Annotated in this window: 23 protein-coding genes; 11 read left to right on the top strand and 12 right to left on the bottom strand. The window is 67.4% G+C overall.

Annotated elements, in window-relative coordinates:
* Nucleotides 1-83: 83 nt before the first annotated feature.
* Nucleotides 84-1,628 carry a thermosome subunit alpha gene (gene thsA, locus C487_RS13670; protein ID WP_049908158.1) on the bottom strand — a complete coding sequence of 515 codons (1,545 nt, stop codon included), beginning with the start codon at nucleotides 1,626-1,628 and terminating at the stop codon, nucleotides 84-86.
* 160 nt (nucleotides 1,629-1,788) lie between these two features.
* Between thsA and C487_RS13665 the strand changes: the two genes are divergently transcribed.
* Nucleotides 1,789-2,649, top strand: a complete 861-nt coding sequence (locus C487_RS13665) for an amidohydrolase family protein (protein ID WP_006186386.1) — start codon at nucleotides 1,789-1,791, stop codon at nucleotides 2,647-2,649.
* Here C487_RS13665 and C487_RS13660 read toward each other — a convergent pair.
* Entirely contained in the window at nucleotides 2,637-3,908 is a 1,272-nt protein-coding gene (locus C487_RS13660) for a glycerate kinase type-2 family protein (RefSeq protein ID WP_006186385.1), read from the bottom strand. The two genes, C487_RS13665 and C487_RS13660, sit on opposite strands and share 13 nt — an antisense overlap.
* Nucleotides 3,909-4,074: 166 nt before the next feature.
* Between C487_RS13660 and C487_RS13655 the strand changes: the two genes are divergently transcribed.
* On the top strand, nucleotides 4,075-4,518 hold the full coding sequence (locus C487_RS13655) for a DUF5518 domain-containing protein (RefSeq protein ID WP_006186384.1): 444 nt from the start codon (nucleotides 4,075-4,077) through the stop codon (nucleotides 4,516-4,518).
* Between the two features lie 54 nt (nucleotides 4,519-4,572).
* On the opposite strand, the gene purH is transcribed toward C487_RS13655, so the two are convergent.
* A complete protein-coding gene (purH, locus tag C487_RS13650; protein ID WP_006186383.1) occupies nucleotides 4,573-6,213 on the bottom strand; it encodes a bifunctional phosphoribosylaminoimidazolecarboxamide formyltransferase/IMP cyclohydrolase in 1,641 nt (546 codons plus the stop codon).
* A gap of 177 nt (nucleotides 6,214-6,390) precedes the next feature.
* Here purH and purB point away from each other — a divergent pair, with 177 nt between their 5' ends.
* A complete protein-coding gene (gene purB, locus C487_RS13645) occupies nucleotides 6,391-7,776 on the top strand; it encodes an adenylosuccinate lyase (RefSeq protein WP_006186382.1) in 1,386 nt (461 codons plus the stop codon).
* Between the two features lie 74 nt (nucleotides 7,777-7,850).
* The gene (locus tag C487_RS13640) at nucleotides 7,851-8,630 is read left to right on the top strand and encodes a CPBP family intramembrane glutamic endopeptidase (RefSeq protein WP_049908156.1); all 780 of its coding nucleotides are present in this window, start codon (nucleotides 7,851-7,853) and stop codon (nucleotides 8,628-8,630) included.
* A 47-nt stretch (nucleotides 8,631-8,677) separates the two neighbouring features.
* Here C487_RS13640 and C487_RS13635 read toward each other — a convergent pair whose 3' ends face one another.
* From C487_RS13635 to lysA, 4 genes are all read right to left on the bottom strand, one after another.
* Nucleotides 8,678-9,547 (bottom strand): hypothetical protein, encoded by an 870-nt coding sequence (locus C487_RS13635; RefSeq protein ID WP_049908155.1) that lies wholly within the window; start codon nucleotides 9,545-9,547, stop codon nucleotides 8,678-8,680.
* A gap of 128 nt (nucleotides 9,548-9,675) precedes the next feature.
* Nucleotides 9,676-10,869, bottom strand: a complete 1,194-nt coding sequence (locus C487_RS13630; protein WP_006186379.1) for a M20 family metallopeptidase — start codon at nucleotides 10,867-10,869, stop codon at nucleotides 9,676-9,678.
* The gene (gene dapF / locus C487_RS13625) at nucleotides 10,866-11,696 is read right to left on the bottom strand and encodes a diaminopimelate epimerase (protein WP_006186378.1); all 831 of its coding nucleotides are present in this window, start codon (nucleotides 11,694-11,696) and stop codon (nucleotides 10,866-10,868) included. Before dapF ends, C487_RS13630 begins: the two co-directional genes overlap by 4 nt.
* Before the next feature lie 4 nt (nucleotides 11,697-11,700).
* Nucleotides 11,701-13,041, bottom strand: coding sequence for a diaminopimelate decarboxylase (gene lysA, locus C487_RS13620; protein WP_006186377.1), 1,341 nt, complete (start codon nucleotides 13,039-13,041; stop codon nucleotides 11,701-11,703).
* 145 nt (nucleotides 13,042-13,186) lie between these two features.
* Between lysA and C487_RS13615 the strand changes: the two genes are divergently transcribed.
* Entirely contained in the window at nucleotides 13,187-13,936 is a 750-nt protein-coding gene (locus C487_RS13615; RefSeq protein ID WP_006186376.1) for a hypothetical protein, read from the top strand.
* 47 nt (nucleotides 13,937-13,983) lie between these two features.
* Here the strand turns inward: C487_RS13615 and C487_RS13610 are convergent, their stop codons facing one another.
* Genes C487_RS13610 through dapA form a run of 3 tightly spaced genes read right to left on the bottom strand, consistent with a single transcriptional unit; the run spans nucleotide 13,984 to nucleotide 16,504 of the window.
* Nucleotides 13,984-14,820 carry a 2,3,4,5-tetrahydropyridine-2,6-dicarboxylate N-succinyltransferase gene (locus tag C487_RS13610; RefSeq protein ID WP_006186375.1) on the bottom strand — a complete coding sequence of 279 codons (837 nt, stop codon included), beginning with the start codon at nucleotides 14,818-14,820 and terminating at the stop codon, nucleotides 13,984-13,986.
* The gene (gene dapB, locus C487_RS13605; RefSeq protein WP_006186374.1) at nucleotides 14,817-15,584 is read right to left on the bottom strand and encodes a 4-hydroxy-tetrahydrodipicolinate reductase; all 768 of its coding nucleotides are present in this window, start codon (nucleotides 15,582-15,584) and stop codon (nucleotides 14,817-14,819) included. Before dapB ends, C487_RS13610 begins: the two co-directional genes overlap by 4 nt.
* Nucleotides 15,581-16,504, bottom strand: a complete 924-nt coding sequence (gene dapA, locus C487_RS13600; protein ID WP_049908154.1) for a 4-hydroxy-tetrahydrodipicolinate synthase — start codon at nucleotides 16,502-16,504, stop codon at nucleotides 15,581-15,583. Before dapA ends, dapB begins: the two co-directional genes overlap by 4 nt.
* Before the next feature lie 333 nt (nucleotides 16,505-16,837).
* Here dapA and C487_RS13595 point away from each other — a divergent pair, with 333 nt between their 5' ends.
* Together C487_RS13595 and C487_RS13590 are read left to right on the top strand one after the other, a co-directional pair.
* On the top strand, nucleotides 16,838-17,662 hold the full coding sequence (locus C487_RS13595) for a M48 family metallopeptidase (RefSeq protein WP_049908153.1): 825 nt from the start codon (nucleotides 16,838-16,840) through the stop codon (nucleotides 17,660-17,662).
* Between the two features lie 75 nt (nucleotides 17,663-17,737).
* A complete protein-coding gene (locus tag C487_RS13590) occupies nucleotides 17,738-18,235 on the top strand; it encodes a LabA-like NYN domain-containing protein (protein WP_006186371.1) in 498 nt (165 codons plus the stop codon).
* Between the two features lie 45 nt (nucleotides 18,236-18,280).
* On the opposite strand, the gene C487_RS13585 is transcribed toward C487_RS13590, so the two are convergent.
* A complete protein-coding gene (locus C487_RS13585) occupies nucleotides 18,281-18,469 on the bottom strand; it encodes a hypothetical protein (RefSeq protein ID WP_006186370.1) in 189 nt (62 codons plus the stop codon).
* 193 nt (nucleotides 18,470-18,662) lie between these two features.
* Between C487_RS13585 and C487_RS13580 the strand changes: the two genes are divergently transcribed.
* Nucleotides 18,663-19,151, top strand: a complete 489-nt coding sequence (locus tag C487_RS13580) for a PUA domain-containing protein (RefSeq protein WP_006186369.1) — start codon at nucleotides 18,663-18,665, stop codon at nucleotides 19,149-19,151.
* A 19-nt stretch (nucleotides 19,152-19,170) separates the two neighbouring features.
* Here C487_RS13580 and C487_RS13575 read toward each other — a convergent pair whose 3' ends face one another.
* A complete protein-coding gene (locus C487_RS13575; RefSeq protein ID WP_006186368.1) occupies nucleotides 19,171-19,785 on the bottom strand; it encodes an HD domain-containing protein in 615 nt (204 codons plus the stop codon).
* Nucleotides 19,786-19,883: 98 nt separating this feature from the next.
* Here C487_RS13575 and C487_RS13570 point away from each other — a divergent pair, with 98 nt between their 5' ends.
* From C487_RS13570 to C487_RS13560, 3 genes are all read left to right on the top strand, one after another.
* Nucleotides 19,884-20,741, top strand: coding sequence for an SDR family oxidoreductase (locus tag C487_RS13570; RefSeq protein WP_006186367.1), 858 nt, complete (start codon nucleotides 19,884-19,886; stop codon nucleotides 20,739-20,741).
* Nucleotides 20,742-20,871: 130 nt separating this feature from the next.
* Nucleotides 20,872-21,258 carry a nascent polypeptide-associated complex protein gene (locus C487_RS13565; protein WP_006186366.1) on the top strand — a complete coding sequence of 129 codons (387 nt, stop codon included), beginning with the start codon at nucleotides 20,872-20,874 and terminating at the stop codon, nucleotides 21,256-21,258.
* Entirely contained in the window at nucleotides 21,255-22,088 is an 834-nt protein-coding gene (locus C487_RS13560; protein WP_006186365.1) for a methyltransferase domain-containing protein, read from the top strand. Before C487_RS13565 ends, C487_RS13560 begins: the two co-directional genes overlap by 4 nt.
* Nucleotides 22,089-22,093: the final 5 nt, after the last annotated feature.

Below are 22,093 nucleotides of genomic sequence, written 5' to 3'. Positions count from 1 at the left end.
ACTATTGGCTAATCGTGATGGCTATCGGGACAACAGCGCTCGAAAAAAGCGGACGTTCGAAACGGATGTCGCGAACGGCGACGTTATTCGGCCGCGATAACGTCGTCGATGCGGGCGATCATCGTGGCGGCCTCGGTCGCGCTCTCGACGGCCTCGCGCTTGACGTCGGCGGGGTCGACGACGCCGTGCTCGAAGGGATCGTCGATCGTGACCTCGTCACCCTTGGTGATCAGGCCGGCTCGACCCTCGGATTCGTGGGCGGCACGAAGGTCCACGAGCACGTCGATCGGGTCGCGTCCGGTATTGGCCGCGAGCGTGCGTGGGACGATGTCGACCGCGTCGGCAAAGGCCGTCACGGCGAGTTGCTTGCGGCCCTCGATACCGGCGGCTTCCTCGCGGATCTTGTCCGCGATCGAGATTTCGGTCGCGCCGGCACCCGGGACGACTTCGCCGGATTCCAGCGCCGTCGCGACGACATCGAGCGCGTCACCGATGGCACGCTCGAGTTCGTCGACGATGTGTTCGGTGCCGCCGCGGACGAAGACGGTGACCGTCTCGGCCGCTGCGCCGCCTTCGACGAAGGCGAGATCGTCATCGCCGTAGGTCTCGGTGTGGATGCGGTCGGCCGAGCCGAAGTCGGATTCCTCGAGATCGTCGAGGTCACCGACGCGGCGTGCGCCGGTCGCGGAGGCGACCTGCCGGGCGTCGCTGTCGCCGAGTCCCTCGAAGACGAGGACGCCCTCGTTGGCGAGGGCGTTGGCGACGCGGTCGGCGACGTCTTCGGTCGTGAAGACGACATCGGCACCGCTCTCGGCGACGGTCTCGGCGTAGCCCTCGAGTTCGCCCTCCTCGGCGTCGATTGCGGCGTTGAGCTGGTCGATCGAGTCGATGGCGTACTCGGCGTCGACGTCGCCCGTGCGGACATCGAGTTCGACGTCCAGAACGGCGATCGACGCGTCCTCGACCTCGCTCGGCATGCCGTCGTGAGCGGGGTCCTCGTCGACGACGATTCCGGGGACGAGTTCGGTCGCGTTCGACGAGGCTCCGATCTGTGTGTGGACGGTGACGTTGTCGCGTGCGACGCCCGCGTCAGTATCGACGTGGCGGATCGCTTCGACGACCGTCTCCGCCAGCGACGCGGCGGTGAGTCCGCCGGTGCCCTTGCCGGTCATGCTCGACTCGGCGACCTGCCGGAGGATTTCGTCATCGACGTCGGCCTCGTTGACCTGTTCGTCGATCGCCTCGAGGGCGATCTCGGCGGCCTCGTGATATCCTTCGACGATCGTCGTCGCGTGGACGTCCTGCTCGATGAGGTCTTCGGCCTCGCCCAGCAGGTTGCCGGCGAGCACCGCAGCCGTGGTCGTCCCGTCGCCGACTTCCTCCTCCTGGGAGTCGGAGACCTCGACGATCATCTGTGCCGCGGGGTGCTCGATATCCATCTCGTTCAGGATGGTCGCCCCGTCGTTGGTGATGACGACGTCCCCGCCGGAGTCGACGAGCATCTTGTCCATACCGCGGGGTCCGAGCGTCGTGCGTACCGACTCGGCCACGGCCTTGCCGGCCATGATGTTCGACGACTGCGCGTCGCGACCCTGCGTTCGCTGACTATCCTCGCTCATGATGAACATGGGCTGCCCACCCATGCGTCGCTGTTGTGCCATCGTTGATCCTCACTAACCATGTCGTCAGCACTTCTATATAATTCTTTCCCTCCGACCGCCGTTCCGTCTTGCGATTGCGCATGTGAACGACCGCCACGGCGGGCGGCGACGGAGCCGGTAGGGAAATATGGATCGACGCGAAACGTTTCGGAAGATGCTGGAGTTGGAACACGGGTTCCGCGTCGTCGACGTCTCGACGCGGCTGCCGCCGACGGACGGTAGTGGGGGGCACGGGGGGCGACCGATGACGGCGGAACGGCTCGAGCGGGAGATGCATCAGGCCGGGATCACGCGGTCGGTCGTCTGCCCGCCGGCGCTGGCGGAGACGAGCTATCTCGCGCCGAACAACGGCGTCGCCAGACGGAGCGTCGACCGCCCGTTCGTCGCTTTCGCCCGAATCAACGGTACCCAGACGCCGGGTCGAAACGCGACCGGCCGTCTGCGCAACGCAGTCAGCAGTCGCGAGGGCTACCACACGTCCCCCGAAGACATCGAGAAGTACGCGTACGACGATCGCTTTCACGGGTTCGTCCTCGACCCCGCCGTCGACGACTACCCCGACGACGACGTTCTCGCGGCTCTCGAGGACGTCGGCCTGCCGGTGATCGTCCGCGGCGGCGTCGACGCCCCGCCCGAGACGCTCGCGGACGTCCTCCTCGAGCGCTCGTTCCCCGTCGTCGTCGGCTGCTTCGGCGGCTATCCGCTCGATCGGTCGCTCATGACCGAGATGATCGATCTGCTCGCCGAATACGACGACTGCTATCTCGAGACGAGCTTCGTCCGGTATCGCGACCACCTCGAGCGGGCGCTCATGGAACACCCCGATCGCGTCTTCTTCGGGAGCGGCGCACCCGCCTGTCACCCGAACGTCGCTGTCATGGAGATCCTGACCCTCGATGTCTCGGAGGACCTGCTGCGTCGTGCCTTCTCGAAAAACGCCTGCCGCGTGATCGACCCGCTCGCGCCCGATGGGGACTACTGGAGCTGAGTCGGCCGGCTCGAGCCGCTCCGGGCCGTGGACGGTCTACTCGATACCGATGACCCGCAGGTCTGTCTCTTATACACATCTCTGATGGCGCGNCCCGCCGCGTCGGTCGCCCCGTCGCTGCCGTCGGTGTCGACCGCAGCGACCGCGATTTCGCTCCCGTCCGCGAGGTGGAGCGCCGCGCTCGTCGCGAACTCCTGATTCGGTCCGCCCGTCCCGTCGCCCCGGACCGTCACCGTCGTCTCGCCCCCGGAAAGCACGACGGCCGGCGGCGCGACCGGCCTGCCGGTCGCCAGCACCTCCTCCGCGATCGCGACGTGGGTCGCGGCCGCGTCGCGAGCCTCGCCACGAACGCGCGAAGAAAGGACGAGCGTCTCATACCCCCGCTCGGCCGCCGCATCGCGAGCCGCGTCGAGGGTGGTCATGCCGTCCGCGATGATGTGGTTCGAAACGGTCTCGAACGCCGCGTCGTCGGGTCCGGGCGTTTCGGCGATCTCGCCGGCGGCTCCGCGCTCGAGGCGAGCCTGGACGGAGCCGGGAGCGTCGATTTCGTACCGCTCGAGGACTGCGAGCGCGTCGTCGAAGGTCGACTCGTCGGGCGCAACGGGGCCGCTGGCGATCACGCTCGGGTCGTTCCCCACCACGTCGCTGAGGACGAGCGAAGCGACCGTCGCGGGGGCGGCGCGGCGCGCCAGTCGGCCCCCCTTCAGCGCCGAGAGGTGCTTGCGGACCGCGTTGATGTCGCCGATGTCGGCCCCGCTGGCGAGCAGGGCGTCGGTGGTCGTCCGGAGATCGGCGAGGGAGAGGTCCCCCGCGGGTGCGGGCATGAGGGCGCTTCCGCCGCCGGTGATCGCCGCTAGCACGAGCGTATCCCCGTCGGCCGCGTCCGCCGCTGCGAGGACGTCGCCCGCCGCGTCGACGCCGCGCTCGCTCGGTATCGGGTGGTCACCCGCCCGGACCGTCACGCGCTCGGTCTCGGCGGGATCGTCCGTGACGACGACGCCGCTATCGATTCGATCACCCAGAATCGCCTCGAGCGCGACGGCGACGTGTGCCGCGGCGTTGCCGCCGCCGAGGACGACGAGGGTGTCGTACTCGCGGAGGTCGTACGTCGCGTCCGCGATGCGGAGCGTCGCACCCTCGAGAGCGACGGTATCGCGGACGACCGTTCGAGGATGGCCCGCCTCGATGCCGGCCGCGACGCAGTCGAGTGCGATGTCGCGGGCCTCGCTCGCGGCGAGGCGATCACGGTTCGCGATCATAGCCACACGAACGGGGACGGTGCTGATAGCTTCGTGGCATCGACCGCGACGGATCGCCCGGTCGAACGGTGACGGCTCGCTCGCCACCGAGCGCTCGCGGCCGCGGCCCGCTGGTCGGGCGTGTCGATGGCTTGTCTTTATAATCCCGTGGACATGAATGACGACTGTGAGCCGTACCCCGATCCTCCGAACCCTACTCGAGGACGACGCGTGGCGGGTGGCGCTCGTCGCCGGCGTCGCCGCGCTGCCGTTTACGACCGCCAGCTACGTGCGGACGGGGACCGAGATCGATTTCGGCCCGGTGTTTTACGCCGGCCTGCTGGCGGGCTATGTCTACGAATCCGGCTCCACCGACCGCTCCCGAGTCGCGACTCGGGTCGGGTGTATCAGTTCGTTGCCGGTGCTCTGGCAGTGCAGCGATATGGTGGTTTTCGCCCTCACTGAGACGACCTCGCCGCCGTGGCTCCGGGCAGTTACCGTCACGTTCGTGGCCGGGTTCACGGTGCTCGGCGTCGGCATGGCCATCGTCGTCGCCATGATCGGCGCGTGGATCGGCGACTGGCTTGGCGGGACGGTCGGCCGCATCCGAGTCCCAGGGGTTGGACACTGAAACGGACCGCTGTCAGTCAGTCCCGCCGAAACGTCGGATTCGCCGTCGTTTCGTTCAGTCGTGTCTGAACGACCGCTGGCCGGTAAACACCATCGCCATGTCGTGCTCGTCGGCGGCCTCGATTACGTCCTCGTCGTTGACCGAGCCACCGGGCTGGATCACCGCTTCGATGCCCGCCTCCGCGGCCTCCTCGATCCCGTCCGGGAACGGGAAAAAGGCGTCCGAAGCCATGACCGCGCCCTCGGCGTCCTTGCCCTCGGCGTGCTCGTCGGCTTTCATCGCCGCCAGCCGAACCGCGTCGACGCGGGAGACCTGCCCCATGCCGATCCCGACCGTCTCCGTGCCTTCGGCAAAGCAGATGCCGTTCGACTTGACGTGTTTCAGGGTCTGCCACGCGAAGACCATCGTCTCGAGTTCCGCGTCTGTCGGTTCGCGCTCAGTAACGATCTCGAGGTCGGCGGCCGAGATCGACTGTAGATCCCGTTCCTGGACGAGTCGCCCGCCGACGAGGGGCTTCTCCGTGAAGCGTTCGGTGCGTGTCTCGTTCAGGTCGCCGACATCGAGGACGCGGAGGTTGTCCTTCTCGAGGAGGACCTCGAGGGCGGCGTCGGTATAGCCGGGCGCGACGACGACTTCCTTGAACGAGTCGATGACCTGCTCGGCGGTCGCGGCGTCGCACTCGCGGTTGAGGGCGACGATGCCGCCGAAGGCGCTCATCGGGTCCGTCGAGAGGGCCTTCTCGTAGGCCGCGGCGAGCGAGTCGGCGGTCGCACAGCCCGCCGGATTGGTGTGTTTGATGACCGCTGCGGCTGGCTCGTCGAACTCCTTGATCAGATTGAGCGCGCCGTCGGCGTCGTTGTAGTTGTTGTACGACAGCGCCTTCGCGCCCTCGTTTAACTGGTCGGCGTGGACGACGCTGGCCTCGTCACAGGTGTAGTCGGTGTAGACCGCAGCGTCCTGATGGGGGTTTTCCCCGTAGCGAAGCGTCTCCGCGCGATCGTCGGAGACCAGCCGTCGCGCCGGGAGACCGTCGTGGTCGTCTCCCTCGGCGGTCGCAACGTCGGCGTCGACCGATACCTCGCCTGTCGCGAAATCCACGTCCATCGCACCCTCCGCGAACCACTTCACGGCTCGCGGATAGGCGCGGAACTCGCACTCGTAGAGAACGCGATCCTTCAGGGTCTCCTCGTCGTCGCCCTCGTAAACCGGGATCGGTTCCTGCGTGACGATCGGACCGGCGTCGACTTTTTCCTCGACGACCGCCCCGTCCTCGTCGGTCGCGTCCGTGACCACGTGGACCGTACAACCCGTCACCGAGACGCCGGCCTCGAGCGCGTCGCCCCAGGCGTCCATGCCGGGGAACGACGGCAACAGTGCGGGGTGGACGTTCAGCGTCGTTGGCATCTCGTCGAGGAAGGTGTTCGAGAGGATTCGCATGTAGCCGTCCAGACAGACGAGGTCGAACTCGTAGTCGGACAGCGCCTCGACTACCGCCTCCTCGTGCTCGCGGCGGCTCAGTTCGTCGGCGAGCGGGACGACCTCGGTCGGGATGTCGCGCTCGGCGGCGGCCTCGAGCACCGGCGCGTCCGGGTCGGTCGTCAAAACGACGGCGAACTCGGCTCCGCCCGGTTCGCGGTCGGCGATGTTCAACAGGTTGCGCCCTCGGTTGCCGGCCATCCCGGCGATTCGCGTCATGGTCTAGTCCGCACTCGCGAGCAGCAAAGTGGTTGCGGTCTCGAGTGCCAACATATGCATGTCTGTGCATTATTACGGCCACATTCGCCATCGACTGCGTGGAGGTATACACGCTCGTGGTCTCGAACGGGTCACGGTATCGATACGCTTTTGCGACGGCCCGGACCAACGGCCAGTATGACCGAGACCGACGCCCTGTACGCCGTCTCGCCGCTGGACGGCCGGTACGACGGCCGGACCGCACCGTTGTCGCCGTACGCGAGCGAGGCCGCGCTCATGCGCGCCCGCGTTCGCGTCGAAGTCGAGTACCTGATCGCGCTGGCGGAACTCGAGGCGACGCCGCTCGAACTCGATCTCGACGATCGCAACCACCTGCGTGGCCTCTACCAGCACTTCGCCGAGGAGGACGCCCAGCTGATCAAGAAACTCGAGACGGAGGGTCACGCCGAGTTCGAGGCGACGAACCACGACGTCAAGGCCATCGAGTACTTCGTCCGGCACCGACTCCCCGAAGGCAGCGACGCCTCGCCGTGGATCCACTTCGGGCTGACGAGCGAGGACGTGAACAACCTCGCCCACCGGCTACTCGTCCGCGACGCGGTCGACGAGGTGCTTTTGCCACAGCTGTACGACGTGCGGGACACCCTTGCCGACATGGCGCGTGACTACCGCGCGATCCCGATGCTCGCGCGGACCCACGGCCAGCCCGCCACGCCGACGACCTTCGGCAAGGAGATGGCCGTTTACGCCGCGCGGCTCGGCCGAGCCACCGGACGCATTCGACAGGCGACCGACGAACTCAGCGGCAAGCTCGGCGGCGCGTCGGGCACCTACGCGGCCCACGTCGCGGCCTATCCCGACGTCGACTGGCAGGCCTTCGCGCAGGAATTTGTCGAGGGGCTCGGCCTCGAGTTCGAGCCGCTGACGACGCAGGTCAACCCCTGTGACGACCTCGCGGCGCTGTTCGACGCGTTCCGCGGAGCCAATACCGTCCTCCTCGACCTCGATCTGGACGTGTGGCTCTACGTCTCCGATCGCTATCTGGGCCAGGAGGCCGTCGACGGCGAGACCGGCTCCTCGACGATGCCCCACAAGGTCAACCCGATCGACTTCGAGAACAGTGAGGGGAACCTCTCGAAGGCCAACTCGGATCTCACCTTCCTCGCGGACTACGTCACCACCTCCCGGCTCCAGCGGGACCTCTCGGATTCGACGGTCAAGCGCAATATCGGCGGTGCCTTCGCCCACTGCCTGATCGGCTACGGCAAGACCGCTGCGGGCCTCTCGAAGGTCGTTCCCAACGAACAGGTCATGCGCGACGAACTCGAGGCCACCCCCGAGATCATCGGTGAGGCCGTCCAAACGATCCTCCGCCGCGAGGGCCAAGCGGACGCCTACGAGCGCGTCAAGGCCGTCACCCGCGGGAAGGACGTCACCCTCGCGGACTTCCGCGAACTGTTCGACGAACTCGACATCGACGAGGACGTGCGCGAGGAACTCAGCGCGCTGACGCCGGCGGGCTACACCGGCGTCGCGAGCGAGTTGGTCGACGATCTCGAGTAGAGTCGCCGCGACGGCGGTCGCCGGTGCCTCGACGTGTCAGTACCTATTTTTGTGTCTCCCGGCAACGTGATCGTGTGTCCTCGAGCCAACGGCGTCAGCGAATCGGAACGCGGATCAAGCGCGGTGGCCGGGCGATCACCGTCTGTCTTGCAGTCGGGGTATTGGGCTATCTCAGCGGCACGGCCGCGGGAATCGGTACGATCGGTCACCTCTCCGTTCTGGGGTACAGCACGGAAACGGTCGACGAGATCGGGCTTTCGGTGGCGTTCAACGTCGTCGGGGCCGGTGGGACCGCCGTGTCGTATCTGATCGTCCGCCGCCACGGGTTCGATCGGGAGTTCATCGTCGACTTCCTCCGACTCCGACGACCGACCCGCTGGGACCTCGGCTGGGTCGTCGTCGGTCTCATCGGCGCGTTCGTCGCGGTCGTCGGCTACCAGCAGGTCGTCGACCTGATCGAACCGCTCGGCGGCAGCGAGGGGACGACTCACTCCGGGATCGAGGCCGGCCGGGAGTATCCGGTCCTGTTCCTCCTCGGGATTCCGCTCGCGGTCCTGTTGACGGGGCCCGGCGAGGAACTCCTGTTCCGGGGTGTCCTCCAGTCGCGGCTCAGAGAGACGTTCCCGACGACGGTCGCGGTGGTGCTGACCGGGCTCGTCTTCGGGGCGGTCCACCTGCCCGTCTACATGGGTTCCGAACCCAGCGCAGTCGTCGTCAGCCTCGGGACGGTGACGACGCTCGGGCTGTACTTCGGGGTCCTCTACGAGTGCAGCGGGACGCTGCTCGTCCCCGCGCTGATCCACGGCTGCTTCAACGCGACCGTCTATCTCACGAACTATCTGACCTACGCGTGACCGATCCGTCGGCGGGCCGGGAGACGCCTGCCCGCGCCGCCGATCGATCAGGTCGCGTCATCCCGGCGCTCGCCGCCGCGATCGTCCCGTGATGTCTCATCAGTACCCCGACGCTCGTCTGCTGCTTGGTCGCCGGCCTCGAGATCCGGTTCACCGTTCTCGAGCCCCCACGACGCGTCGCCGCGGCGGTCGGCTTTTCCAGCCGATCGAGTCCCGGTCACGGCCGGGATCGGGTCCGTGTCCCCGCCGCCGTCGGTGGGGTCGCTCGAGACATGTCGGTCCGACCGATCCCGTTCCGACGGCGCTGCTGACCGAGCCGCCGTCCGGCGATCGGTGCGACCGTCGGCCGACGCCCCGAGCAACGGCTCGCCGCGCCACGCTTCGGTCCCGTGATTGACGATCGCACCGCTGCCGACGCTCGCCACTGCGATCGTCGCGATCGTGCCGGCGATCGGGACGAGCTGGCTGCCGCCGACCGCGAGGAGTCCGAGCCCGAGCGACTGCCACGCTGACGGCGCTCCCGATCCGAGCCGGTTGCCGAGCCGATCGCCGACGGCGACGGTGCCGACGCAGCCGCCGCCGATCAGCAACACGACACACGCGAGCAGTCCCGGCGTGGCCACGATCAGGCCGACCGCGATCAGCCCCGAGTGCTCGAGCGACGTGCCGACGAACAGCGGCAGTCCGGAACAGACGAGCACGCCGAAGAGGGCGACGAACCCGACGGCGAACGTCGTATCCGGCTCGGTAACGAGATCGTCACGAAATCCGCGCATCGCTCTCGGCGCGCCGAGCAACAGGACGGTCGCGGCGACGGCGGTAATCGCCATCCAGGCGAGCGTCACCGACGCCGCTTGCGAGAGCGGCGCGGTGGCTGTACGTCCCGGCACGGGGAGTGCGGCAACAGTGGGAACCACGGTTCGTCTCGAGACAGACGGGAAACCGGTAAAAAAGTGCGGTCGACCGGCCGGGAACCGTACGGGGACGGACGGCTGTTCGACGGTATCGTCAGCGCGGCGGAAACGGATACGAGCCGGAGCGAGTATTAGCTTTGACTGCCGGGCGGGGACCGGTCCTCGAGCAGTTCGGTCACTGTCGCCTCGAGCGCCCGCGCCGCTTTGCGGACGGCATCGACGCGTACGTACTCGCGCGGGGCGTGTGCGACGGCTCCCTCGTCGTCGGCGAGAACGCCGGGTCCGAAGACGACCGTCGGGGCCGCGGACGCGAAGTAGGAGGCCTCCGTCGCCGCGGTGAACGGACGCACCGCGCCGCCGGAGGCATCCGCGAGGATGTCGACGACTGCCGCGTCGGGGTCGGTCTCCCACGCCTCGAGAAACGGCGTCGGCCGGTCGGTAAACCGGAACGCGAGGGCTACGTCGTCGGGGACGGCGGCCCGCAGGTGGGCGGTCAGCGACGCGTGGAAGTCGTCGGCCGTCTCCGGCGGCACGCTCCGGCGGTCGACCGTCAGCGCACAGTCGGCGGGCACCTGATTGGTCGCCTCGCCGCCCTCGACGACGGTCGGCGTCAGCGTCGCCGCGCCGAGTTGCGGGTGGGTCGGCGGCGCGTCCGCGCGCTCGCCGAACGTCCGGATCGCCTCGAGTACCGGCTCGAGCGCGGCGACCGCGTTGCTTCCGGTGTCGGGTTCGGCGGCGTGGGCGTTGGCACCGGAGAGCTGAATCGTGCCCTGAAACCGTCCCTTCGCGGCCGTACAGACGTCGAGATCGGTGGGCTCGCCGACGATCACCGCGTCGGCGTCCCGCGTGGGCGGCTGCTCGCTCGAGACGATCGCGTGGGCCCCCGTCGACAGGACCTCCTCGTCGGGCGTGACCGCGAGCGTGACGCGGCCGTCGGTCGGGTCGACCGCGAAGAACGCCGAGAGCAGCGCTGCGAGGGGTCCCTTCGCGTCACAGGAGCCGCGGCCGCGAACGACCGGGGCACCGTCGGCTTCCGGAGCGTCCGCGTCGCGGTCGAAGGGAACGTGTGGCGAGACCGTATCGATGTGGGTATTCAAAACGACGTGGGTCTCGGCGTCCTCGATCGCTCGGCCGCGGTTCGCCAGCACGTTCCCGGCGTCGTCGACGTGGGGCTCGATCCCCTGGTTGGCGAGCGTCTCGCAGAGGAACTCCCGCATCGGGTCGACATTCTCGTGGGAGGGGTGCTGGACGGCGGTCTCGAGGAAATCGATCGGGTCGAACGCGTCGGCGTTCCCGGCATCGACGGCTGCATCGGCGTCCGTCACGGCTCGACCGGGGATTCGACGGCCACTTCGCCGTCGAACTCGTGTTCGACGGGGCCGGCGAGCGTCGGCCGCCCGCGGTCGTTGAAGCTCACCCGAAGGTCGCCGCCCGGCGGGCTGACGGCGACCGGATCGGCGTCGGTGAGACCGAGGCGACGCGCCGCGACGGCGATGGCGACCGCACCGGTGCCACAGGAGTCGGTCTCGCCCTCGACGCCGCGCTCGTAGGTTCGCTGGCGGAACCCGCCCGAGCCGTCCGGGCTGGCCACGCAGACGTTCGTCCCCTTCGGGAAGACATCGGCGTAGCGAACCGGCGGCGCGACCGCCTCGAGATCGACGTCGTCGACGTCGTCGACGAAGCTCACCGCGTGGGGGACGCCGGTGTTGACGACCGAGACCTCGAGCCCTTCGATCTCCTCCCGGAGGACCGGTTCGTCGGCGTTGACCGGAACCTCGTCGGGAACGAACGTGAGTTCGGTCATCTCGACGACGACGGTCTCGCCGTCGCGTTCGGCGCGCAGCGTTCCCGCCTGGGTATCGATCATCACGCTCTCGGAGCCCGTCCGATCCATCGCCCACTCGGCGGCACAGCGAGCGCCGTTGCCGCACATGGGTGCCGTCGCGCCGTCGGGCTGGACCAGCGTCATCACGACGCGTGGCGGGTTGAACTGCTCCTCGAGTGCGAGAAAGAGGATGCCGTCGGCACCGACGCCGTCGGTCCGGTCGCACTCGCGTTCGGCGAGCGCGCCCCGATCGGGGACGTGTTCGTCCGCGTGGATAATTAGAAAGTCGTTGCCGGTGCCGTGGTACTTCTGGAATGGGATACTCATCGTGCTATCGATCGCGTTCGTTGTCGGTGTCGGTCGCTCGGTCGTGGTCGGTCTTTCGGTCCGCGCTCGAGGAGCGGAGTGCCTCGCGCTCCGGCCGCGTCACGTCGGCGATCGTCTCGCGGCGGCGCGCGAGTCGCACGTCGCCGTCGTCGAGGACGACCGATGCGGGTCGGGGTCGGGTGTTGTACTGGGACGCCATCTCGTAGCCGTAGGCCCCCGCGTTGCCGATCGCGAGGAGATCCCCGCGTTCGCTTCCCGGGAGTTCACGGTCGGTACAGAAAACGTCGCCGCTCTCGCAGATGGGGCCGGCGACGGTCTGGGGGCTCCGTTCGCGGGAGGAGCCACGCTCGCTCGTGTCGGCAGTCAGGTTCCGAATCTGGTGGTACGCGTCGTACATCGCCGGTCGGAGCAGCGTCGTCAGCCCCGCATCGACGCCGACGACGGTCGTCTCGCGGGCCTCCTTGACCGTGTTCACCGTGGTGAGGAGCACGCCCGCGTCCGCGACGAAGTAGCGGCCGGGTTCGATCGTCAACGCCGCGTCGAGCTCGCCGAGCGCGTCCCGCGTCGCGTCCGTGACGCGCTCGAGGTCCAGCGGGGCCTCGTCCTCGCGATAGGGCACGCCGAAGCCGCCGCCGATGTCGACGAACTCGAGGTCGCCGACGGCCCCCGCAGCGTCTCGAGCGAGATCACCCATCCGCGCGACGAACTCCCGGTGGGCATCGAGCTGGTCGCTCGAGACGCCCGAGCCGACGTGAGCGTGGATGCCGACGACGTCGAAGCCGCGGGCGGCGGCATCCGCGAGCACGTCGACCGCACGCTCCGCGGGGACGCCGAACTTCGCCGCGGCACCCGTCCGGACCTTTTCGTGGTGGCCGGCACCGATCCCCGGATTCACGCGGAGGCAGAGCCGACCGTCGTAGCCCCGATCTGCGAGGCGATCGATCGTGTCCTCGGAGCCGGCGGTGACTGTCAGGTCGGGGTGGTCCGCCCAGGCGTCGACGATCCAGTCGAGGTCGCCCGCGGGCGGGTTAACCGCCGTATAATGAATCTCGGAGCCGAGTGCACCCGCCGCGAGCGCCCGCTGTACTTCGCCGGCGGAGGCACACTCGAGGCCAGCGCCCGCTTCGTGCAGCGTCGACAGCACCTCACCCAGCGCGTTCGCCTTCACCGCGTAGAGAACGTCGGCGTCGGGAAAGGCGGCCTCGAGCCGTCGGTAGTTCCGGCGGACGCGCTCGAGGTCGAGCGCGTACAGCGGCGTGCCGTAGTCGTCGACGAGCGCCAGTAGTTCGGCCGCGTCCCAGTCGGAGAGGCGGCGAACGGGCGGCGAATCCGCAACGTCAGTCATTGTCAAGTCCACGTGACCGTGAGAATTCAAGGTTTGGATTCCGGACTCCCGTCTCACTCCGCCGTTCGAATACCGGATCGATATTATCCATCTTCCGGAAGTTGGATAATAAATACTAACCCGTTGCTCGCGAGACGTTCGCCCGATGCCTTTCACGATCCGTCGCGATGTCGTTCTCGCCATCCTCGCGCTCGGATTGCTCGCTGCGTCCCTGTGGGTACTGCCGTTGCACGTGGACGAACCGACCTATCGGTACGAGCGGACGGCGGTGACGGCCGGCAACGGTAGCATCGACTACGCCGATGCCGACGCCGTCTCGCACGAAACACCGCTTCGCGACGAAATTGCCTGTACGGACGGGATACCGTGGGACAGTCGAGCGTGTGCGTTCGAGCGATTACTGCTCGAGAATCGGACCGTCCCGACGGATATCCAATACGGCAGTGCCGGTCGTGTATGGCCGCCGGTTGACGACCGCTACCAGTACGTCCTCCTCAACGAGACCGTCTACGAGACGATATACATCGCGAACGAGTCGGCCCGACAGAACGACGGCTACCGCATCGATCTGGCGCTCGAGCGGACGACGCTCGAGCAGGTGCTACGTGACGTGAGTATCCCCGTGACGGCCGATGAGGTCTCACCGACCATCGCCGAAGCCGCGCGAAGCGGAGCCGCCGACTCTCATCGCAAGGTCGAGACTCCTGACACACCGATCCGACTCGAGGACGAGAGCTTCCAGTACGTCACGCTGGCCGAGCGGAGCGCCCCGTCTCTTCCGGCGCGCGGCCTCGATTTCCTGTTGACGTATCTCGCGCCGTTGCTCGGGCTTTCACTGCTCGGTCATCTCTCTCGGCGCGTCGAGGTGACCTACGTCGGGAACGAGCGCCGCTGAATCGACGTGAAGGCGAGTCTCCCGAAGGAAATCGGCAGCGAACGAGGTTACTCCCGCAGCGCGTCCTCGCGTTCGGTCGCCTCGAGCGTCTCCGTTTCGAGATCCGTCGCGACGACGGCGGGCTTGTACGCGCCACCCTCGAAGAGGTCGTGGTCGCTGATCGAGGACTCGACGAACCGAGTGAACGCGCGGCGGTCGGCGGGCAGTTCGCCGTAGATGACCGCCTCCTCGACGAGGTCGTAGACGGGGATTCGCGGCGTCAGCAGCGTGTTCTCGCCGACGACGCTGTTTTCGCCGACGACGAAGCCGCTCGTCACTCGGCAGCCCGCACCCAGCGACACGTTGTCCTCGACGATGACCGGCGCGTTCTCGACCGGCTCGAGGACGCCGCCGATGAGCGTGTTCGCGCCGAGTTTGACGTTGTCACCGATCTGGGCGCAGGAACCGACCGTATCGCAGGAGTCGACGAGGGTCCCGTCACCGACGCGAGCGCCGATGTTGACGAAGGCGGGACTCATCAGGATGCAGTCCGAGCCGATGTTCGCGCCGCGGCGAACGACGGTACCGTCCGGCGTGTTGCGGCTCCCACGATTGCCGTAGTCGCTCGCGTCCGCCAGCGGCAGCACGTCGTTGTACGTCGTACCGCCGTGTTCGTACTGGCCGATCGAGCGGAGGCCGAAGGTGAGCAGGATGCCCTGTTTGACCCACTCGTTTGCCTCCCACTCGTCGCCCCGTTTCTCGGCGGCGCGGACCTCGCCGGCCTCGAGGGCGTCGAGGAAGGCCTCGAGCGTCGCGGACGCGTCGTCGCCGGCGTTCTCGGCGCTGATGTCGCCGTTTTGCTTGCGCTCCCACAGCTCGCCGATTTCGGTCTCGAGTGCGCTCATTCGCTGATCACGTCTGCGAAGTCGTACCACCCTGCCTTCTGTCCGGCGATCCAGACCGCCGCGTCGACCGCGCCCGCGGCAAAGACGCCGCGATCCTCGGCGCGGTGTGTCAGCCGTACCTCCTCGTGGTTGCCCGCGAGGACGATCTCGTGTTCGCCCGTGATATCGCCCGCCCGCAGCGCGTGGACGCCGATCTCGCCCGACTCTCGCGGAGCGTCGCCCTCGCGGCCATGCGTGCGGCCGTCGAAGTCGCCGTTTGCCTCGATCTCATCGAGCAGCCGGTTGGCGGTGCCGCTCGGCGCATCGCGCTTTCCGTTGTGGTGGGTCTCGACGAGTTCCACGTCGTAGCCCTGCAGGTTCCGGACGGCCTCGCCGACGACGTTGACAAGCGCCTGAACCCCGCGGGCGAAGTTTGGCGCGTGGAGGACGGCGGTGTCCTCGCTGGCCGCCTCGAGCGCCTCGTACCCCTCGTCGTCGAACCCGGTCGTCCCGGTGACGAACGCGACGCCGGCGTCGGCACAGGTCGCGACGTAGTCGGCGGCCGACGCCGGCTCGGTGAAGTCGATCACGGCGGTCGGCTCCCGATCGGCGACCAGCGATTCGAACTCCGCTGCGGGCTCGATCTCGACGCCGTCGACGATCGCCCCGGCGGGCTCCCGGTTGACGGCACAGACGACCTCGCAGTCCTCGCGGCCCGTCGCCGCGGCGATCACTTCCCGGCCCATGCGGCCGGTCGCGCCGGTGACGCCGATCCGCGTCGTCATCGCTCGCCCTCCGTGTCGGCGACCGCCGCCGAGTCGCGCTCGAGATCGGACAGCACTGCCTCGAGATCCTCGCGGTACTCCGCTGCCAGTCGGGTGAGCGGCGACCGCATGCGAGCGGGACCGTAGCCGCGGATTCGCATGGCCTCCTTGACCGGGATCGGGTTGGTCTCGACGAAGAGCCCGCGGAACAGCGGCCCGAGTTCGTGGTGGATTGCTCGAGCGCGGGCGTAGTCGCCGTCGAGCGCCGCACCGACCATCGCACACGTGCGCTCGGGTTCGATGTTCGCCGCGACGCTGATCGTCCCGGTTCCGCCGACGGAGATCGTCGGGAGGGTGAGCGCGTCGTCGCCCGAGAGGACGGCGAACGCCTCGTCGACCGTTCGCTCGGCGATCTCGCCGATCTGGCCCAGATCGCCGCTGGCGGCCTTGAACCCCGCGATGTTGTCGTGGCTTGCGAGTTCGACGGCGGTATCGGGCTCGATGTTCCGGCCCGTCCGCGAGGGCACGTTGTAGACGATCTGTGGCAGGTCGACGGCGTCCGCGACCGTTCGGTAATGCTCGAGCAGCCCGCGTTGCTCGGGCTTGTTGTAATACGGCGAGATGAGCAATAGGCCGTCGGCACCCGCGTCGGCGGCGCGTTCGGAGAGTTCGAGCGCCTCGCGCGTGTTGTTCGATCCCGTCCCGGCGATGACAGGGACATCGTCGACGGCCTCGATGACCGCCTCGACGACCTGTACGTGTTCGTCGTGGGTCAGGGTCGCCGACTCGCCCGTCGAGCCGACGGGGACGAGTCCGTCGACGCCCGCGGCCTCGAGGCGCTGGGCGTCCGCTTGCAGTGTTTCGAAGTCGATCCGTTCGTCATCGTCGAAGGGCGTGCACATCGCCGGGAAGACGCCCGAAAGGTCGATAGCTGAACTCATGTGTCGTGTGGTCTCTTGGGTCGCGTAGCCAGCACGATCGGCGGTGTATCGGTTCCGATCGGCGGGTAGTTACTGGAATCGATCGTGCGCGGTCGAATCGTCCCCGAAACGGGTTGCCAGCCCGCAACGAGCACACCTACGCACGTTTACGTTTGAGAAACCGAGGGCGGACGCCACTCACGACGGAACCGGCGATCGGGTGAGCGGCGAGACGCATGTACGGTGGACTGGCCTATTCCGACTTATTAGTTGTGTCTTTGCCTCCCGATCGTGTGGGAGAGCTTACAGCCCGGGTCCGCGTCATTTATCCCGAGTCGTTACTTATAGTCGTCTATGACGGATTTCGGATTGAAAGTGCGAATGGCGGTCGTCGGCTCGATCCTGTTCGCGTTCTACATGCTCGTCGGCGCTTTCGGCCTGGCGATGTTCGGCTTCGGCGCGTGGCCCTTCGTTCTCCTGGGACTGCTCGTGTTGCCGGTTATCCAGTACAAGATCGGGACCTGGTCCGCGACCAGACGGGCCGAGCCGATGCCCGAGGACGGCCAGTATCAGGATATCCATCGGACAGTCGACTCGCTCTGTCGGGATATGGGCATTAAAAAGCCCAAACTGATGGTCATGGATATGGGCGTCCCCAACGCCTTCGCGACCGGTCGCAAGGGCAACGGCGTCGTCGTCGTCTCGACGGAACTCATCCGCCTCCTCCAGCGCGACGAACTCGAGGGCGTGATCGCCCACGAACTCGCCCACATCAAAAACCGCGACGTCGTCGCCATGGTGTTGGGCAGTTCCATCGCCATGATGGTCGGCTGGGTCGCCTACATGGTCTACATGATGGGCGGCGAGCGCAACATCGGGAGTTTCATCGTCGGAATGGTCATCTCGAACATCGCCCAGATGCTCGTGATGGTCTTCGTGTTGGCCATCTCGCGGTACCGCGAGTACGTCGCCGACGAGGACGCACGCCAGTACATCGGGAGCGGCGACCCGCTGGCCCGCGCCCTCGAGAAGATCTCACAGGGAGCGCAGGGTCGCGAATCACAGGTCGACGACAGCGTAAGCGCGCTGTGTATCTTCAATTCGGAGAACGGACTTCTACAGACGCTGTTCGCGACGCACCCGCCGACCGAAAAGCGCATCCAGAAACTCCGAAGCTAAGCGCCGCCCCCAGGGGTCGGGTCTCGGAAGATCGAACGCCGCGATTTTTTATGGCCGCCCGCGACATGCTAGTATATGACTGAAATTCATCCCGGTCAGCGCGTCGCCGTCCTCGTCGATGCGCAGAACCTCTATCACACCGCACAAAGCCTCCACAGCCGGAACATCGACTACTCCGCGCTGCTCGAGAAGGCCGTTCAAGATCGGCAACTCACGCGCGCGATCGCCTACGTCATCCGTGCCGACTCGCCGGAGGAAGAGAGCTTCTTCGAGGCGCTGATCGATATCGGTTTCGAGCCGAAGATCAAGGCCATCAAGACCTTCGCGGACGGCTCCAAGAAGGCCGATTGGGACGTCGGAATGAGCCTGGACGCGGTCACGCTCGCGAATCACGTGGACACGATCGTCCTCTGTACGGGCGACGGCGACTTCTCGCGGCTGTGTTCACACCTGCGCCACGAGGGCGTCCGCGTGGAAGTCATGGCCTTCGAATCCTCGACGGCCGAGGAGCTCATCGAGGCCTCCGATTCGTTCCTCGACCTCGGCGACCGCCACGAGACGTTCCTGCTCTGAGATCGGTGCGGCTACCGACCCGCGTCTCGAGCGGTGGACGCCGAGTCACTGGGTACTCGAATTCGGTGGCCGGCGCTGCCAGAGGCCGATCACCAGTGCGTACGCCGTGACGAGCAGGGTCGCGCCCGTCAAGAGATAGACGAACGGCCCCGTGACGAGCGTAGCGGGGCCGGCGAGCGTCAGGGAACCGATGACGAACAGGGTGGCCCCGAGCCCGATTTGCGTGACGTCCATACGATAGCGGACGTACCGTATCGGTTAGTATAAGCGTCACCATTCTCTTCCGGTTGGGAGGTCGTTGTTCGGCGGGACGGCCGGGCGGGAGTGTCGTCCGTGGGCACCGACGAGACCCCACCGCGGGGACGCCGAGAGCGACCCGCGCAGTCAGGTCGAAGGGCTTTCGACCCGCCGCCTCGAAGCCCGGTCAATGAGCGAGTCAACAGACGGGAGCGCGGGACTGCCCCAGCTCCGAACGATCGCGGACTACCAGTTCGGAGCGGGCGCGGGCACAGCACTGTTCCCGCCCGCCGAATCGCTGACGGTCAAACGGACGTCGTCGGGCCGACCACAGCAGATTCACGCCGACGACGGCCGGATCGTCTCCTTCGGCATCGACGGCCGGTTCACGCTGGGACTCGAGGGCGGTCGCCGGCTCGCCGACGCGCTCGCCGAACCCGCCTACCGCGTCGTCGTCGACGACGAGAGCGAGCCCTTCGTCCGCGAGGAAAAGAACGTGTTCACGAAGTTCGTCCTCGCGGTCGGCGACGAGATCCGGCCGGGCGACGAGGTACTGGTCGTCCACGAGCGCGGCGAGTTGCTCGCGGTCGGGACGGCACGGCTCGACGCCGGCGCGATTCGGGACTTCGAGACGGGGATGGCGGTCAACGTGCGCGAGGGCGCACCCGCCGAGACGTAAACGGGCGGTCGCCGGCCCGCTACAGCTGACACTCCCGGCCGATCTCACGCTCGTACCGCGTCTTGATCGCCTCGAACAGCCGTTCGCCGATCGGCGTTCGAAGTCGGGGCGCGGCCGTCGCGAAGAACTCGTCGAGGTTCTCGTACTCGTCGAACGCCTCGTTGCGATCGGTCTCGTCGTACCGTTCCTCGCGCTCGTATTTGAGTGCCTGCAGACAGTTGTCGATCAGGTCCATGTCCTTGACGAACCGCGCCGTCGGGGTCTCACGGGCCTCGTACGCCTGCCAGAGCGACCGGAACTCGTCGTCGCGGTCGAACGGCTCGAGCAGATCCGTGATCGCGTCCCGCTCGCGGGCGACTTTCTCCTCGGCGTCGACCCGCTGGTTGCCGTCTTCGGCGCGCGTCGCAACGTCGCCCGTCCGCGCTTCCCCGAGATCGTGGACCAGCGCCATCGATACCGCGCGGTCCCGGTCCACATTGTCGGCACGGTCGGCGTAGCACAGACACAGCGTCGCCACGCCCCACGTGTGGGCTGCAACCGACTCCGGGGATTCGATCCCGCGGAGGATCCATCCGGTCCGGCGCTCGTCTTTCAATTCGAGGGCCTCGAGAAGGGCGTCGAGTTCGTCGGCCATTACGCTCACCCACGCGCCGGCGGGGATTGAAAACGTCGATCGGCGGTCCGGGAGTTTGAATGGACTATTAGGGGCGCGGGAGTGTGTATCAATCACGAATGCCACAGAAACCAGATCTGAGCGGACAGGCCGCGTTTATAACGGGTACCACGCGCGGAATCGGAAAGCAACTCGCGCTCGCGCTCGCCGAACGCGGCTGTGACATCGTTTCGACGGGGAAGACCGTCGACGACTCGGACTCGGACCTTGAAGGAACGATCCACAAGACCGCCGAGGAGTGCGCCGAGACGGGCGTCGAGACGCACGCGATCCAGTTGGACGTGCGCGACGAGGACGCCATCGAGGCGGCCGTCGAGGAAGCGATCGACGAGATGGGCGAGATCAATATCGTCATCAACAACGCCTCGGCCATCCAGATGGGAGCGGTCGAGGACCTACCGGCGAGTCGCTACGACCTCCTGAACGAGGTCAACGTGCGCGGCACCTATCTCGTCTCGCGGGCGTTCATCGACCACCTCAAGGGCGTCGAGGAAGACGCCTGGATCCTGACGAACGCGCCGCCGGTCGAACTCGACCGCGCCCCGGGATCGGCCGCCTACTCCTGGTCGAAGATGGGGATGTCGTTCGTGACGCTGTCGATGGCACAGGAACTGGCCGACGACGAGATCGGCTGTAACACCTTCTGGCCGGTCACCGCGATCGACACGCGCGCGACCCGGTACTTCGAGATGGGGACCGAAGACGACTGGCGCACGCCCGACATCGTCTCGGATACGGTCCTCGAGATTCTGGCCCGCGACCCAGCCGAGTTCACCGGGAACCGCGTCTACGACGAGGACTTCCTCCGCGAGGCCGGTGTCGAGGACTTCGCCGAGTACAACCTCACCGAAGGCGATCCCGAACCGACGTCGGCACAGTTGTTCGATCCGGACTACTCGCGGCCGGACGACGCCTGAGACGGGCTGCTGTACGATCGGCGGCGCGACCTCGAGTCGTCCTGCGGTCGCCGACACTGACGGCCGGGAGCCCGTCCCCACTCTCGGGCGAACGACAAACTAAAAGGTCACCCGTGGCCACGTGTCGAGTATGTTTGGAGGAGGCGGCGGCGGACTCAACCCGCGCAAGATGGAACAGATGATGGAACAGATGGGCATCGATGTCGAGGACATCGACGCCGAGGAAGTCATTATCCGGACCGACGAGTACGACCTCGTCTTCGACGACGCCGAAGTCACGAAGATGGACGCCCGCGGCCAGGAGACCTACCAGGTCATCGGCTCGCCCGCGGAAGTCGAGGCCGGCTCGGCCGGCGGCAGCGCCGGCGGTGCGGACGACTCCGACGCCGGTTCGTCGATCCCCGACGATGATATCGACCTCGTCGCGACGCGTGCCGGCGTCAGCGAGGACGAGGCCCGCGCGGCGCTCGAGGACAACGGCGGCGACCTCGCCGCGGCGATCGAGTCCCTCGAGTGACTCGCGTGAGCGGCGACGATATCGAAGACGACAGCGAGGACGCCGGAACCGAGGGCGAGAGCAACCGCGTCCCGGTGCTGCTCGTTCGCGGGGACCGCGAGTATCTCGTCGAACCCGGCGGCGAACAGGGAACCGACCTCGGCGTGCTCGAGGTCCCCACGGACGTGCAGTCGGGCGACACCATCGAAACGCATCTGGGCGACGAGTTTCAGGTGCGCCGGTTGCGCGGCCCGGACCTCTTCCATCACTTCGAGCGGACCGGCGCGCCGATGGTGCCCCGCGACATCGGGCTCGTCATCGGCGAGACCGGCATCGCCGGCGGCGATCGGGTCCTCGACGCCGGTACCGGAACCGGCGTCCTCGCGGCCCTGCTGGCTCGGGCCGGTGCCGAAGTCGTGACCTACGAGCAGGACGCCGAGTTCGCCGACGTGGCCCGCGAGAACATGGCACTCGGCGGCGTGGCCGACGCCGTCGACGTCCGGACCGGCGACGTGACCGACGCCGTCGACGTCCGGACCGGCGACGTGACCGACGAGGTCGACGCCCTCAAGCCGTCGTCGTTCGACGTCATGACCCTTGATACGGCCGACGCGCCCGCGATGGTCGAACATGCCCCGGACCTGCTGGTCGACGGCGGCTTCGTCGCGGTCTACAGTCCCTTCATCGAGTCGACCCGCGAGGTCGCACGGACGGCCCGCGAGGTCGGCCTCGCAAACGTCACGACCCGCGAGACGATCCAGCGCGAGATGCAGTTCGACGACCGTGGGTCGCGGCCGACGACCGCACCCGTCGGGCATACCGGCTATCTGACGATCGCGCGCAACGAATAGGGCGA

This window comes from Natrinema pallidum DSM 3751, from assembly GCF_000337615.1.
In the GTDB taxonomy this organism is placed as follows: domain Archaea; phylum Halobacteriota; class Halobacteria; order Halobacteriales; family Natrialbaceae; genus Natrinema; species Natrinema pallidum.
This window is presented reverse-complemented; position numbering and strand designations above follow the sequence as displayed.

Excerpts from the sequence above, each read along its gene's own strand:
- thsA (WP_049908158.1), bottom strand. The coding sequence starts at position 1,628 with ATGTTCATCATGAGCGAGGATAGTCAGCGAACGCAGGGTCGCGACGCG.
- C487_RS13665 (WP_006186386.1), top strand. The coding sequence starts at position 1,789 with ATGGATCGACGCGAAACGTTTCGGAAGATGCTGGAGTTGGAACACGGG.
- purH (WP_006186383.1), bottom strand. The coding sequence starts at position 6,213 with ATGACGCGAATCGCCGGGATGGCCGGCAACCGAGGGCGCAACCTGTTG.
- purB (WP_006186382.1), top strand. The coding sequence starts at position 6,391 with ATGACCGAGACCGACGCCCTGTACGCCGTCTCGCCGCTGGACGGCCGG.
- dapF (WP_006186378.1), bottom strand. The coding sequence starts at position 11,696 with ATGAGTATCCCATTCCAGAAGTACCACGGCACCGGCAACGACTTTCTA.
- lysA (WP_006186377.1), bottom strand. The coding sequence starts at position 13,041 with ATGACTGACGTTGCGGATTCGCCGCCCGTTCGCCGCCTCTCCGACTGG.
- C487_RS13615 (WP_006186376.1), top strand. The coding sequence starts at position 13,187 with ATGCCTTTCACGATCCGTCGCGATGTCGTTCTCGCCATCCTCGCGCTC.
- C487_RS13610 (WP_006186375.1), bottom strand. The coding sequence starts at position 14,820 with ATGAGCGCACTCGAGACCGAAATCGGCGAGCTGTGGGAGCGCAAGCAA.
- dapB (WP_006186374.1), bottom strand. The coding sequence starts at position 15,584 with ATGACGACGCGGATCGGCGTCACCGGCGCGACCGGCCGCATGGGCCGG.
- dapA (WP_049908154.1), bottom strand. The coding sequence starts at position 16,504 with ATGAGTTCAGCTATCGACCTTTCGGGCGTCTTCCCGGCGATGTGCACG.
- C487_RS13595 (WP_049908153.1), top strand. The coding sequence starts at position 16,838 with ATGACGGATTTCGGATTGAAAGTGCGAATGGCGGTCGTCGGCTCGATC.
- C487_RS13590 (WP_006186371.1), top strand. The coding sequence starts at position 17,738 with ATGACTGAAATTCATCCCGGTCAGCGCGTCGCCGTCCTCGTCGATGCG.
- C487_RS13585 (WP_006186370.1), bottom strand. The coding sequence starts at position 18,469 with ATGGACGTCACGCAAATCGGGCTCGGGGCCACCCTGTTCGTCATCGGT.
- C487_RS13580 (WP_006186369.1), top strand. The coding sequence starts at position 18,663 with ATGAGCGAGTCAACAGACGGGAGCGCGGGACTGCCCCAGCTCCGAACG.
- C487_RS13575 (WP_006186368.1), bottom strand. The coding sequence starts at position 19,785 with ATGGCCGACGAACTCGACGCCCTTCTCGAGGCCCTCGAATTGAAAGAC.
- C487_RS13570 (WP_006186367.1), top strand. The coding sequence starts at position 19,884 with ATGCCACAGAAACCAGATCTGAGCGGACAGGCCGCGTTTATAACGGGT.
- C487_RS13565 (WP_006186366.1), top strand. The coding sequence starts at position 20,872 with ATGTTTGGAGGAGGCGGCGGCGGACTCAACCCGCGCAAGATGGAACAG.